Annotated in this window: 10 protein-coding genes; 8 read left to right on the top strand and 2 right to left on the bottom strand. The window is 71.2% G+C overall.

Features of this window, described 5'->3' with window-relative positions; all coding sequences use genetic code 11:
• The first annotated feature begins 59 nt into the window (after positions 1-59).
• The gene (locus BW949_RS03615) at positions 60-728 is read left to right on the top strand and encodes a YiaD family glycine zipper/OmpA-like lipoprotein (protein WP_407947233.1); all 669 of its coding nucleotides are present in this window, start codon (positions 60-62) and stop codon (positions 726-728) included.
• Positions 729-835: 107 nt separating this feature from the next.
• Here BW949_RS03615 and BW949_RS03610 read toward each other — a convergent pair whose 3' ends face one another.
• Positions 836-1,390 (bottom strand): ActR/PrrA/RegA family redox response regulator transcription factor, encoded by a 555-nt coding sequence (locus BW949_RS03610; RefSeq protein WP_076363724.1) that lies wholly within the window; start codon positions 1,388-1,390, stop codon positions 836-838.
• Between the two features lie 91 nt (positions 1,391-1,481).
• Positions 1,482-2,138, bottom strand: coding sequence for an SCO family protein (locus BW949_RS03605; RefSeq protein WP_076363515.1), 657 nt, complete (start codon positions 2,136-2,138; stop codon positions 1,482-1,484).
• Positions 2,139-2,244: 106 nt separating this feature from the next.
• On the opposite strand from BW949_RS03605, the gene regB reads away from it, so the two are divergent.
• The 7 genes from regB (at position 2,245) to addA (ending at position 14,046) form a co-directional block, all read left to right on the top strand.
• On the top strand, positions 2,245-3,624 hold the full coding sequence (gene regB / locus BW949_RS03600) for a sensor histidine kinase RegB (RefSeq protein ID WP_076363514.1): 1,380 nt from the start codon (positions 2,245-2,247) through the stop codon (positions 3,622-3,624).
• A gap of 121 nt (positions 3,625-3,745) precedes the next feature.
• Positions 3,746-5,335, top strand: coding sequence for a PAS-domain containing protein (locus BW949_RS03595; protein ID WP_076363513.1), 1,590 nt, complete (start codon positions 3,746-3,748; stop codon positions 5,333-5,335).
• 169 nt (positions 5,336-5,504) lie between these two features.
• Positions 5,505-5,984, top strand: coding sequence for a tRNA (adenosine(37)-N6)-threonylcarbamoyltransferase complex ATPase subunit type 1 TsaE (gene tsaE, locus BW949_RS03590; protein ID WP_076363512.1), 480 nt, complete (start codon positions 5,505-5,507; stop codon positions 5,982-5,984).
• Entirely contained in the window at positions 5,981-6,979 is a 999-nt protein-coding gene (locus tag BW949_RS03585; RefSeq protein ID WP_076363511.1) for an aminoglycoside phosphotransferase family protein, read from the top strand. Before tsaE ends, BW949_RS03585 begins: the two co-directional genes overlap by 4 nt.
• A complete protein-coding gene (locus BW949_RS03580) occupies positions 6,964-7,701 on the top strand; it encodes a nucleotidyltransferase family protein (RefSeq protein WP_076363510.1) in 738 nt (245 codons plus the stop codon). Before BW949_RS03585 ends, BW949_RS03580 begins: the two co-directional genes overlap by 16 nt.
• Positions 7,694-10,645 (top strand): double-strand break repair protein AddB, encoded by a 2,952-nt coding sequence (gene addB, locus BW949_RS03575; RefSeq protein WP_076363509.1) that lies wholly within the window; start codon positions 7,694-7,696, stop codon positions 10,643-10,645. The genes BW949_RS03580 and addB overlap by 8 nt, the downstream gene beginning before the upstream one ends.
• Positions 10,642-14,046, top strand: a complete 3,405-nt coding sequence (gene addA / locus BW949_RS03570; RefSeq protein ID WP_076363508.1) for a double-strand break repair helicase AddA — start codon at positions 10,642-10,644, stop codon at positions 14,044-14,046. Before addB ends, addA begins: the two co-directional genes overlap by 4 nt.
• Positions 14,047-14,083: the final 37 nt, after the last annotated feature.

The following is a 14,083-nucleotide window of genomic DNA, read 5'->3' as shown; positions in this document are numbered from 1 at the left end:
TTGCCCCCGATGCGCGCGCCACCAGAGCGCGCCGTGACGAGGCAAGCTGCGAAGAGGCATTGATGAACCCGAAATTTCCCCTTGCGCTGGCGCTTGCCAGCCTGACCCTTGCCGCCTGCACCGATCCTTACGGTTCGGGCACGCCCAGCGGCACCGGACCGTCGAACGCGCAATCGGGGGCGGTTGCGGGGGCGCTTCTGGGCGGCCTGTTCGGCGCCACGCGTCCCGGCGACGACCGGCTGACCAAGGGCATCGCCGGCGCGGCGGTGGGCGGGCTGATCGGCGGCGCCATCGGCGCCGATCTCGACCGCCAGGCCGCGGAGCTGCGCCGCGATATCGGCACCGACGGGGTGCGCGTGGTCAACACCGGCTCGGAGCTGGTCGTGACCATGCCCCAGGACGTGCTGTTCGCCACCGATTCCGCGACGCTGCGGCCCGATCTGACGCGCGACATCTATACGCTGGCCGGCAGCCTCAACCGCTATCCCGACACGCGGGTCGAGGTGATCGGCCATACCGACAACACCGGCTCGGCCAGCTACAACCAGAACCTGTCGCAGGCGCGCGCGAATTCGGTGGCGCGGGTGCTGATCGACGGGGGCGTGAACGCGGGCCGTGTGGTCGCCTATGGCCGCGGCGAGGATCAGCCCATCGCCTCGAACCTGACCGAGGAAGGCCGGGCCCAGAACCGCCGCGTGGAATTCGTCATCCGCCCGACCGGCGTCTGACGGCCCGAGACGGCCCGAGCGGACCGGCGCATGAAAAAGGGGCCCCTGCCGGCGTGGCGGGGCCCCTTGCATTTCTGCGTTCCGTCATGCGCCCGCGGGCGCGCGCCTCATTTCGGGCTGCGCTTGGCCAGGATGCGTTGCAGCGTGCGCCGGTGCATGTTGAGCCGGCGCGCGGTTTCCGACACGTTGCGGTCGCACAGCTCGTAGACGCGCTGGATATGCTCCCAGCGGACGCGGTCGGCCGACATCGGGTTCTCGGGCGGGGGCGGCAGGGTCTCGCCCCGCGCCAGCAGCGCATTGGTGATGTCATTGGCGTCGGCGGGTTTCGACAGGTAATCCGTCGCGCCGATCTTGACCGCGGCCACGGCGGTGGCGATCGCGCCATAGCCGGTCAGCACGACGATGCGCGCATCCGGGCGCTTCTCGCGCAGCAGCTCCACCACGTCGAGCCCGTTGCCATCCTCGAGCCGCAGGTCGATCACCGCATAGGCCGGCGGGTTGGCCTGAACGGCCGCCTTGCCCGCGGCCACGGTTTCCGCCGTCTGGGTGATGAAGCCGCGCTTTTCCATCGCGCGTCCCAGCCGGGTCAGAAAGGGAACGTCGTCATCGACCAGCAGAAGGGAACGGTCGGGACCCAGTTCCGCGAAATCTTCCTCAGCCATCTCCACCCCTCGCATTGCGTTTATCCTTGCTTCTAGGCCGTCGGGCGGCCCTGGTCAATTTTTCCTGTGACATAACCGCGCGCTATGGTGCCTATTGCCCCGCCGGTGCGGTCTTTGCCGCTTGCGATGCCGTCCAGGCATCCACGAAACAGGCCACGCGCGCCGCCATGTCCTCGGCTTCGACATCCCGATCGAAATTCTCCACGAACCCAAGCTCGGGGAACACCAGATAGGTCTGGGTGGAATGGTCGATCAGGTAATACTCGTCCTCCGGGTCGCGGATCTGGTAGAAGGTGCGATAGGCCTTCGAGGCCGCCTTCACCTGTTCGGGCGTGCCGGTCAGCCCGATCATCCGCGGATGCATCACATCGGTGAACTGGCGCAGGGTCTCGGGCGTGTCGCGCCCCGAATCGACCGAGATGAACACCGGCGTCACCATGCGCCCGCTGTCTTCCAGCGCCATCACCGCCAGCGCATTGCGCATGTTGTCCATGGGGCAGACATCCGGGCAGAAGGTATAGCCGAAATAAAGCAGCGTCGGCCCGGTGATGACATCGCGGTCGGTGACCTTGCGTCCGGTCTCGTCGGTCAGCGTGAACGGCCCCCCGATCGGTGCCGGCCGCCCGTCCACGCGGCATTGCGCGAACATGTCCGGTGCGGGACGCATCACGGCGTAACCGGCAACCCCGAGGCCCGCGATCGCAACAACGGCGGCCGCGATGGCGGCCTGTCTGGCGGGGATAGGCACCTCTGCCCCTCCTACGCGGATCTGCCGCCCATGCGCGGCATCGGTGAATTGATTGCGCAATTGGCAGGGACTATCAATGCCAAGTGCGCAGAAAAGAGACATTGCCATGACACCTACGCTTTCCCCGCAGCGCGAGACCCATTCCGACTGGGTTCGTCTGCGCACGCTGATCCTGTTGCGCTGGGGGGCGATCACCGGGCAGATCGCGGCGATCATCGTGGCCTATCTGTTCTATGACATCGCGCTGCGGCTCGACCTGTGTCTGGTGGTCGTGGGGGCGGCGATCGCGGTCAACATCGCGGCCTCGTCGCTGTTTCCCGAGAACCGCCGCCTGACCGAGACCGAGGCGATGGGGATGCTGCTGTTCGACACCGCGCAGCTGGCCCTGCTTCTGGCGCTGACGGGGGGCCTCAACAACCCCTTTGCGCTGCTGATCCTGGCGCCCGCGACCATCGCCGCGGCGGCCTTGCAGACGCGCTCGGCCATTGCGGTGGGGCTGGCCACGATCACCATGGTCTCGGTTCTGGGTTTCACCGACAGCCCGATTCTGACGCGATCCGGCGAAGCGATTGAAGTGCCAGAGATTTTCGCATTCGGCTTCTGGCTGGCCATCGTCATCGGGGTGCTGTTTCTGGGCCTTTATGCGCGCCGCGTCTCCTCCGAGATCCATTCGATGTCGGATGCGTTGCTGGCCGCGCAGATGGCGCTGTCGCGCGAGCAGAAGCTGACCGATCTGGGGGGCGTGGTCGCGGCCGCCGCGCACGAGCTGGGCACGCCGCTGGCCACGATCAAGCTGGTCTCGGCCGAGCTGGCCGACGAGCTTGAGGACCGGCCCGAACTTTGCGCCGATGCAGAGTTGATCCGCGATCAGGCCGACCGTTGCCGCGACATCCTGCGGTCGATGGGGCGGGCGGGCAAGGACGACCTGCATCTGCGCACCGCCCCCGTCATGGCGGTCCTGCGCGAGGCCGCCGAGCCGCATCTGGACCGCGGCAAGGACATCCTGTTCGACGCCTGCCCCGCGCCGGGCGGCCCCGAGCGGCAGCCCGTGATCTATCGCTTCCCCGAGATTATCCACGCGTTAAGGAACTTTATCCAGAACGCCGTCGACTTTGCCGATTCGACCGTCTGGGTTGAAGCCGAGTGGACCTCGGAACACCTTCTGGTGCGCGTCTGCGACGATGGCGCGGGCTATGCGCCGCAGGTCATCAACCGCATTGGCGACCCCTTCCTGTCCGCGCGCCGGCCCGAGACCGAACGCGGCAAGCGGCCGGAATACGAAGGCATGGGGCTGGGCCTGTTCATCGCCAAGACCCTGCTGGAGCGGACGGGGGCAAGTATCAGTTTTTCCAACGGAAAAGGCTGGCGCGGGCCGGATGATACGGGGCCGGTGCGCAAGGGCGCGGTGGTCGCGGTGGTCTGGCCCGCCGACCGTCTGATCGCCCCCGAGGGCGCGCTGGGCGAGAACGTCCCGATCCTGTCCTGACCGCGTCAGGGCGGGCCGCGCCGGCTTCGGTATACCGGCCTTTCGCTTTTCGTAACGGGGTTTAACGGCGGATTAACCAATATCACCGATGCTGATCTCAGGATCAGGGGAGCGATCGGTGATGTTTGAAACCTGGACACTGGCACTCGTCGTTGTGGGTAGTTCCGTCGGCTCGGCGCTTCTGGCGCTGATGCTGGTGGCCTTGCGCATGGGCAGCGGGAAGCGGGGCGTTTCCACCGCCGAACGGCCCCCGCTCGACGAGATCGTCTTTCTCTTCGACGACGAGATGCTGGTCGATGCCACCGCACCGGCCCGCGCGCTTCTGGATGCCGCGCCGATGGGGCCGACCGACTGGTCGCGCCTGTCGGCCTTTCTGGTGCCGCGCTTTGCCGATTTCGTCGCCACCATGTCCACGCTGGCCGATCGCGGGCGCATCGACATGATCGGTCTGCCCGGCCCGCATGGTGGTGCGCCGCTGCAACTGCGCGCCGAGGACATGAACGGGCTGGCCCGCATCACCCTGGTCGATCCCGACGCCGAAGGGCATGGCGTGCTGGTCGACAGCCTCAGCCACCGCGCGATGGAGGACGAGCTGTCGCAGCTGCGCGGCACCATTGACCGCCTGCCGGTGCTGGCCTGGCGCGAGAATGCCGAAGGTGTCGTGGTCTGGGCCAACCGCGCCTATATCCTGCGCACCAATGCGCTCGACAATCCCGATGATGTGGTGACCTGGCCGCTGCCCAAGCTGTTCGACCTGCCGCCCGCCAAGGGCAACGGGCCGCGCCGCACCACCATTCCGGGCATCGACGACAAACCCTCGTGGTTCGAATGCCACAGCTACGACCTGCCCGAGGGCGCGCGGCTCTATTTCGCGCTGCCGGCCGACGCCACGGTCCGGGCCGAACGGGCGCTGCGCGAATTCGTCCAGACGCTGACCAAGACCTTTGCCGACCTGCCGATCGGCCTGGCCATCTTCGACCGTCAGCGCCAGCTTCAGCTGTTCAACCCCGCGCTGGTCGATCTGATGCAGCTGGGGGCGGATTTCCTGTCGGCGCGGCCCACGCTCTATGCCTTTCTCGACCGTCTGCGCGAGGCGCGGATGATGCCCGAACCCAAGGATTACCGCAGCTGGCGCCAGCAGATGACCGTGCTCGAACAGGCCGCCGCGGCGGGCCACCACGTCGAGACCTGGTCGCTGCCGGGGGGGCAGACCTACCGCGTGACCGGGCGTCCGCACCCCGACGGGGCCGTGGCCTTCCTGTTCGAGGACATCACCGCCGAGGTGTCGCTGACCCAGCGGTTCCACGCCGAGATCGAGATGGGCCAGGAGGTTCTCGATGCGCTCGATCAGGCGGTGGCGGTGTTCCTGCCCTCGGGCGAGCTGGTCAATTCGAACGCCGCCTATGCCCGGCTGTGGGGGTCGGACCCCGGCACCGCGCTGGGACAGGTGACGGTGTTCGATGCCACCCGCACCTGGTCGGAGAAATGCGAACGCTCCGGGATCTGGTCGGATGTGCGCGACTTCGCCCACCGCATGGGCGAGCGTCAGGGCTGGAGCGCCGAGACCCATCTGCGCGACGGCCGCCGTCTTCTGTGCCGCTTCGTGCCGCTGTCGGGGGGGGCTACGCTGGCCAGCTTCACCCTGCCCGATGCGGCGCTGGCCATCGTGCCGCCGCGCCCGCCGCAGATGCTGGCCGAGATGCGCGCCTGATCCGGCCCTCTGCGCCTTAGATTGCCCGCCCGCCGGTTTCTCCCGGCGGGCGTTTTCGGTTCTGGGGGCGTTCGGGGGGCCGGTTCTGGGGGCGCGTTCGGGGCAGGCCTTGCGATGGCGCGGCCAAGCGGTCACAATCCGGGCCGACATCCGCCCCCCGTGATTGCCCATGCCCCGTTTCGAGACCGCGCTTCATTTCCCCGATGCCGAGGCCACCGCCGCCTTCGGGCGCCGTCTGGCGAGCCTTCTGGCGCCGGGGGACGTGGTGCTTCTGTCCGGGCCGATCGGCGCCGGCAAGAGCCACCTGGCGCGCGCCTGCATCGCCGCGCGTCTGGAAGTCGAGGGCCGGGTCGAGGATATCCCCTCGCCCACCTTCACCCTGGTGCAGGTCTACGAGGTCGCGGGCTGCGAGATCTGGCACGCCGATCTCTACCGGCTGACCCATTCCGACGAGCTGGTCGAGCTGGGCCTCGAAGATGCCTTTGCCAGCGCGATCTGCCTGATCGAATGGCCCGACCGGCTGGGCGATCTGGCGCCCGCGGGGGCGCTGTCCATCGCCTTGTCCGCCGCCCCCGATGACAGCCGCACCGCCCGCCTGTCCTCGGACGATCCGCGCTGGGCGGCGCGTCTGGACGGGGGCACGCCATGAGCCGGGCGGCGACCATCGCGGCCTTTCTGGCGAAGGCCGGCTGGGGGGGGGCGCGGCGCAGCCCGCTTGCGGGCGATGCCTCGGCGCGCCGGTATGAGCGGCTGGACCTCGCCGGCCAGCGCGCCGTGCTGATGGATGTGCCGCCGGGCGACACCGATCAGGTGGCGCGTTTCCTGCGCGTGGGCGACTGGCTTCTGGCGCAGGGGTTTTCCGCGCCGCGGGTGCTGGCGCGCGCGCCCGGGGACGGGCTTCTCCTGCTCGAGGATCTGGGCGACGATCTGATCGCGCGGCTGGTGGCGGCCGATCCCGCGCGCGAGGGCGATCTCTATCACGCGATCGGTGTTTTCCTGCTCGAGTTGCACGCCCGCCCCGCGCCCGCCTTCCTGCCGCGGCTCGATGCCCCGGCGCTGGCCGATCTGGTGGGGCTGATCGAAAGCCATTACCTGCCCGCGGCCGGCGCCCCCGCCCGTGTGCCCGAACTGGCGGCCCGCGTGGCCGAGGCCTGCGCCGATGATGGCCTGCCGTCGGTCTGTGCCTTGCGCGATTTCCACGCCGAAAACCTGATCTGGCTGCCTGCGCGGAAAGGCGCGGCGCGGCTGGGCTTGCTCGATTTCCAGGACGCGGTTGCCGCGCATCCGGCCTATGATCTGGTCTCGGTCCTGCAAGACGCGCGCCGCGATGTGCCCGCCGCCATCGAGGCCGCAGTGCGGGCGCAATACGTGACCGCGCGCGGGCTCGACGGGGTGGCGTTCGACCGCGCCTATGCCGCGCTGGGCGCGCAGCGGGCGTTGCGCATCCTGGGGGTCTTTGCGCGGCTCTGCCGCGAGGCGGGCAAGCCCCGCTATGTCGATCTGATGCCGCGGGTCTGGGCGCAGCTGATGCGCAATCTCGACCATCCCGCGCTGGCGGATCTGCGTGCCGTGGTGGTGGCCGCGCTGCCCGCCCCCACGCCCGATCTGTGCGAAAGGATCAAGGCCCGATGCCCCGCCCGCTGATGCTGTTCGCCGCAGGCTTCGGGACGCGGATGCGTCATCTGACCGCCGATCGCCCCAAACCCCTGATCGAGGTCGCGGGCCGCGCGCTTCTCGATCATGCGCTGGATCTGGCGGCGGGGGCCGGTGCGGCGCCGATCGTGGTCAACACGCATTACCGGGGCGCGCAGATCGCGGCGCATCTGGCGGGGCGTGATCTGCACATCCGGCACGAGGAGGTGATCCTCGAGACCGGCGGCGGGCTGCGCGCGGCGCGGCCCCTTCTGGGCGCGGGGCCGGTCTTCACGCTCAACACCGATGCTGTCTGGACCGGGCCCAACCCGCTGACCTGCCTCGACGCCGCCTGGATGCAGGGAACGGGCGCGCTTCTGGGGCTGGTGCCGGCGGCGCAGGCGCGCGGCTATCGCGGCGCGGGGGATTTCGGGCTGGACGGGCAGGGGCGGCTGATCCGCGGCGGCCCCTTCGTCTATACCGGCGCGCAGATCGTGGACCCGGCGGGCCTTGAGGACATCCCCGAGGCGGCCTTCTCGCTCAACCGCCACTGGGATCGGCTGATCGCGCAAGGGCGGGCGCGCGGGCTGGTCCTGCCCTGCGGCTGGTGCGACGTGGGCTATCCCGAGGCGATCCCCCTGGCCGAGGCGGTGCTTCGGGAAGGACCGGGGCTTCGGGAAGGATCGGGGCTTCGGGAAGGGGCGGGGCTTCACGAAGGGGCGGGCGATGGATAACGGTCTCTTTGCGCTGCCGCCGGGGGCCGATTTTGCCGCCCGCTTCGCCGATGGGCTGATCGCGCGCATGGCCGGCCAGCCCCCCGAGGCCATGGCCCGCGTGCGCATCTTTGCCAATGCCGGGCGGATGCGTCGCGAGATCGCGGCCGCACTGTCGGCCCGCCTGGGTGACGGATATCTGCCGCGGCTGGGGCTGGTGACGGATCTGGCCGACTGGCCGCTGCCGGGCATCGTGCCGGCGGTGCCCGCGCTGCGGCGCGAGCTGGAGCTGGCCGCGCTGATCGCCGACATGGACCGCCGCCTGCCCGATTTCGCGCCCGGAAGCGGGCTTTTCGCGCTGGCGCGGTCGCTGGCGCGGCTCATGGCCGAGATGCATGACGAGGGCGTCCCCCCCGAAGCCTTCGAGCGCCTCGAGATCGCCGAGAGCCACGCGATCCACTGGCAGCGCAGCCTGGCTTTCGTGCGGCTGGTGGCGCGCTTCTTCGATCCCGAGGCCGCGCCCGTTCCGGCCGCGCGCGCCCGCGCCGTGCTGGATGCCTTGCGCGCGCGCTGGACGCAGGCGCCGCCGCAGGGCCCGATGATCGTGGTGGGCTCGACCGGCTCGCGCGGGACGACGGCGGGCTTCTTGCGGCTGGTCGCGGGGCTGCCGCAGGGGGCGGTGGTCCTGCCGGGCTTCGATTTCGAGATGCCCGCCGCGCTCTGGGCGGATCTGGCCGCGGGCCCGGTTCCGGCCGAGGATCACCCGCAATACCGCGCCGCGGCGCTGTTGTCGGAGATGGGGCTTGGCCCCGAGGCGGTGCGCCCCTGGGCACCCGCGCCCGAGGTCAGCCGCGCGCGCAACCGCCTGGTGTCGCTGGCGCTGCGGCCCGCGCCCGTCACCGACCGCTGGCGCGCCGAAGGGGCGGGGCTGCACGATCTGCCCGAAGGCGCTGCGGGGCTGAGCCTGATCGAGGCGCCTGACCCCCGCCACGAGGCGCTGGCGATCGCGCTGGCGCTGCGCGGTGCGCTGGCCGAGGGGCGGCGCGCGGCGCTGGTCACGCCCGACCGGGTGCTGGCGCGGCGGGTGACGGCGGCGCTGGATCGTTGGGGGCTGCGGCCCGACGACAGCGCGGGCCTGCCGCTCGATCTGTCGCCGCCGGGCCGGCTTCTGCGCCATGTCGCCGGGCTGATGGGCCGCCCGCTCGAGCCCGAGCCCCTCCTGATCCTGCTCAAGCATCCGCTGACGGCGACGGGGGCGGACATGCGCGGCCCGCATCTGCGGCTGACGCGCGAGCTGGAATTGTGGATGCGCCGCCGTGGCGTGGCCTTTCCCGCGCCGGCGACGCTTGCGCCCTGGATCGCGCGCGACCCCGAGGTGCGCGCGCCTTGGGCGGCGTGGTTCCTGGACGCGCTGGCCGAGCTGGAGACGGCGGCCGAGGCGTCGCTGGCCGACCACATCGGCCTGCATCTGCGCGTGACCGAGGCGCTGGCCGCGGGCCCCGGCGGGGATGTCGCGGCCTCGGGGCTCTGGGCGCGCGAGGGCGGGGCCGAGACGCGCGCCGTTCTCGATGCGCTGGCCGCCGAGGCCGATGCGGCGGGCGTGCTTGCACCGCGCCAATACGGCGATCTTCTGGGCGGGCTGCTGGCCGAGGGGCGCATCTCGGCGGTGGCCGAGGTCGATCCGCGCATCGTCATCCGCGGCACGCTCGAGGCGCGGGCGCTCTCGGCCGATCTGGTGGTGCTGGGCGCGCTCAACGAAGGCAGCTGGCCCGCGCCGCCCGCCCCCGATCCCTGGCTCAGCCGGAAGATGCGGCTCGATCTGGGGCTGACCCTGCCCGAACGGCAGGTGGGCCTGGCCGCGCATGACTTCCAGCAGGCCGTGGCCGCGCCGCAGGTGATCCTGTCGCGGGCGCTGCGCGATGGCGACAGCGAATGCGTGCCGGCACGCTGGCTCAACCGGCTGACGAACCTCATGCAGGGGCTGCCCGATCAGGGGGGCGCGGCGGCCTTGGAGGCCATGCGCGCGCGCGGTCAGACATGGCTGGCGCGGGCCCGCGCGCTGGAGGCGGCCGAGATCGCGGCGCTTCCGCCCGCGGCCCGGCAACTGGCGCCGCGACCCAAGCCCTGTCCGCCGCTGGCCGCGCGCCCGCGCGAATTGCCCGTCACCACCATCGCGCGGCTGATCCGCGACCCCTATGCCGTCTATGCGCGCGAGGTTCTGCGTCTGCGCCCGCTCGACCCCTTGCGCCCCGAGCCGGACGCGGGGCTGCGCGGCGAGGTGCTGCACCGCATCGTCGAGATGTTCCTGCGCGCCCGCCCCGAGACCGAGACCGCCGAGACCGCCGCCGCGCGGCTGATGGCGACCGCTGAAGAGGTGCTGGAGACCGACGTCGCCTGGGCGCTGCCGCGGCGGCTGTGGCTGGCGCGTCTGGAACGCCTGTCGGCCGGGTTCGCCGCCGACGAGGCCGCGCGCGCCGCCCGTGGGCGCCCCGTCGTGATCGAGCAGGGCGGGGGGCTCGATCTGCCGGGGCTTGGCTTTCGGCTGACCGCGCGGCCCGACCGCATCGACCTTCTGAACGATGGGCGCGCACATGTCTTCGACTACAAGAGCGGCCGCGTGCCCAGCCGCAAGCAGATCGACACCTATGACAAGCAATTGCCGCTAACCGCGGGGCTGGTCGAACGCGGGGCTTTCGGCGCGCTGGGCGTGACCGAGGTGGCGGCGGTGAGCCATGTCGCGCTGGGCGGCGCGGGCGGCGAGACCTGCCACACCCTGACCCCCGAGGAGCTGCGGGAAACCTGGGAGGGGCTGTCGCGCCTGATCGCGCGTTATCTGGCGCCCGATCAGGGCTTCACCGCCCGCCGCGCGCTGATGAAGGACACCGATGTGTCGGATTATGACCACCTCTCGCGGCTGGGCGAATGGGAGCCGAGCGACCTGCCCCGGCAGGAGGATGTGGGATGAGCCCGCCCCGTTCCCCGCTCCGTTCCACGCCCCGGCCCGCCCCCGATCCCGCCTCCGAGCGCCAGCGCCAGGCCGCCGCTCCGGGCCTTTCCACCTGGGTGGCGGCCAATGCCGGCTCGGGCAAGACCAAGGTGCTGACCGACCGGGTGGCGCGGCTTCTCCTGGGCGGGACCGAGCCGCAGAAGATCTTGTGCCTGACCTATACCAAGGCCGCCGCCGCCGAGATGCAGAACCGGCTCTTGGCGCGGCTGGGGGAATGGGCGATGCTGCCCGACGACGCGCTGGCCGCGCAGCTTGACCGGCTGGGCGAGGTCGTGGTGCCCGCGCAACTGGCCCAGGCGCGCAGGCTCTTTGCCCAGGCGATCGAGGCGCCGGGCGGGCTGCGCATCCAGACGATCCATTCCTTTTGCGGCGCGCTTTTGCGGCGCTTTCCGCTCGAGGCCGGTGTGTCGCATGATTTCGTCGAACTCGACGAGCGGTCGGCGGCGCTTTTGCGCGCGCAGATCCTCGAGGAGATCGCCGAGGACCGCCCCGATCTGATCGCCGGCGTCGCGGCCTTTCTGGGGGGGGATGATTTCTCGGCGCTGCTGGCCGGGATCGAAGCCCACCGCGCCGCCTTTGCCGCGCCGCTGTCGCGCGATGCGGCGCTGGCGCAATTCGGTCTGCCGCCGGGCTTTGACATGCCGGCGCTTCTGGCCGAGGTGTTCCTGGGCAATGAGGCCGATCTTCTGGACAAGCTCTGCGCCGCGCTCGACACGGGCGGGGCCAGCGACACCAAGGCCGCGGCGCGCCTGCGCGGTCTTGCGATCCCCGCGCCCGAGACGCAGGCGGTGCTGGAAAATGTCCTGCTCTACGGCGAGAAGTCCAAGGCGCCCTTCACGGCCAAGATCGGGAAATTCCCGACCAAGGCCACAGCCAATGGCGCCGCGGCGCCGCTGATGGACGCGCTTGAGGGGCTGATGCTGCGCACCGAGGCCGCGCGTCCGCGCCGGCTGGCGCTTCTGGCGGCGACCCGTGCCCATGCGCTCCATGCCCTGGCCGGGGAATATCTGGCGCGGGTGGCCGCGCACAAGGCCGCGCGCGGATGGCTGGATTTCGATGACCTGATCGAATGCGCGGGGCGGCTTCTGTCGCACTCCTCGATGGCGCAATGGGTGCTGTTCCGGCTGGATGGGGGGATCGACCATATCCTGGTCGACGAGGCCCAGGACACCAGCCCCGCGCAATGGCATGTGATCGAACGGCTGGCGGCGGAATTCACCGCCGGCGAAGGCGCGCGTGGGGGGGAGCGCACGCTGTTCGTGGTGGGGGATCGCAAGCAGTCGATCTATTCCTTCCAGGGGGCGGATCTGCGCGCCTTCGAGGCGATGCGGGCGCATTTCGCCGACCGCTTCGCGCAGGCCGCGCGGCCGATGCAGGGGCTGGAACTGGAATATTCCTTCCGCTCGGCGCCCGCGGTCCTGCGCGTGGTCGACCTGACCTTCGGCCCCGGCGCCGAGGCGGGCCTGGGCGGGCCCACGCGCCACCGGGCGTTCTTCGACGCCAGCCCCGGCCGGGTGGATCTGTGGCCCGCGATCCCGGCCGCCGCCGCCGCCGAGGACACCGACGACTGGACCACCCCGATCGACCGCCCCGAGAGCGACCACCCCGAGGTCGTCCTGGCCCAGTCCGTCGCGCGCGAGATCCGGCGCATGATCGACGCAGGCACCGCCATTCCCACCCGCGACGGGCCGCGGCCCCTGCACGAGGGCGACGTGCTGATCCTGGTGCGGGGGCGCAAGGGGGTGCTCTTTGCCGAACTGATCCGCGCCTGCAAGCAGCAGGGGCTGGCCATCGCCGGGGCCGACCGGCTCAAGCTGGGCGCCGAACTTGCGGTGCGCGACATCACCTCGACGCTGAAATTCCTGGCCACGCCCGAGGATGACCTGTCGCTGGCCGAGGCCTTGCGCGCGCCGCTCTTCGGGCTGTCGGAGAGCGATCTCTTCACGCTTGCGCGCCGCCCCGATGCCGATCCGCCCTTTTCCGAGGCCCGGGCCGGCTATCTGTGGCAGGAGATGCGCCGCCGCGGCCCGGCCCCGGCGCTGGAGATCCTGCACGATCTGCGCGACGCAGCCGATTTCCTGCGCCCCTACGAGCTGATCGAGCGCCTTCTGACCCGGCATGGCGGGCGGGCGCGGCTTCTGGGGCGGCTGGGCCCCGAAGCCGAGGATGGCATCGACGAGCTGGTCGCGCAGGCGCTGGCCTTCGAGAGCGCCGAGGTGCCCAGCCTGACGGGCTTCCTGGGCTGGCTTGCAGCCGAGGATGTCGAGGTCAAGCGCCGCCCCGAGGGTGCGGGCCGCGCCATCCGGGTGATGACGGTGCATGGCGCCAAGGGCCTTGAGGCGCCGGTGGTCATTTTGCCCGACACGCGGTTGCGCCGGGCGCATGCGCCGGGGCCGGTGCTGGGGCCTGTTCCCGGCGATCCCGCCCCGCTCTGGAGCCTGCCCAACCCCGACAGCCCGCCCGAGATCCTGGCCCGCAAGGCCGCCGAGATCGCGTTGCGCGCGGAAGAGGATCAGCGTCTTCTCTACGTGGCGATGACGCGGGCCGAAAGCTGGCTGATCGTGGCCGGCGCGCGCGACACCGGTCCGGGCAGCTGGTATGCCGCGGTGGAAGGCGCCATGGCGCAGGCCGGGGCCACGCCCGCGTCCGAACCCGATCATGTGATGGCCGACATGGGGCCGGTCTTGCGGCTGGCCGAAGGGGACTGGCCCGAGCCGATGTCCGCCGAGGCCGCCCCGTCCGCCCCGCCCGTCGATCTGCCCGGCTGGGTGGCCGCACGCCCCGATCCCGCGCCGGCGCCGCCCGTGGTGCGGTCGCCGTCGGATCTGGGCGGCGCCAAGATCCTGCCCGGTATCACGCAGGGCGCGCGCGATCTGGACGCGGCGCTGGAACACGGCAGCCGGGTGCATGCACTTCTTGAACATCTGCCCGATTGCCCGCCTGCCGAGTGGCCGGCGCTGGCGCGCGCGCTGGGCGCCGAAGCGGCCCTTCCGGCCGCGCAGGCGGTGCTGGACCTGCCGGAGATGGCGCCCTTTCTGGCGCCCGAGGCCATCGCCGAGGCCACGATCCAGGCCGATCTGCCGGGGCTGGGGCCGATCCATGGCGCCATCGACCGGCTGGTCGTGACCGGGGCAGAGGTGCTGTTTCTGGACTACAAGACCAATGCCGCACTCTCCGCGACGCCCGAGGCGGTGCCCGAAGGCATCCTGCGCCAGATGGGGGCCTATCACGCCGCGCTGGGCCGGCTGCATCCGGGGCGCGTGGTGCGGGGCTTCGTGCTGTGGACAGCGGGGCCGCGGCTGATGGAGCTGCCGGGCGCGCTGATGCAGGCGGCGCTGGCGCGGGCCGCTTCGCCTTGACGCAGGCGGGGGGCGGACCTACGTTGCCGCCAACCCG

This window comes from Phaeovulum vinaykumarii, assembly GCF_900156695.1.
Classification (GTDB): Bacteria; Pseudomonadota; Alphaproteobacteria; order Rhodobacterales; family Rhodobacteraceae; genus Bieblia_A; species Bieblia_A vinaykumarii.
Note: the sequence above shows the minus strand (reverse complement) of the source record. Positions and strands in the feature narration are given on the sequence as shown.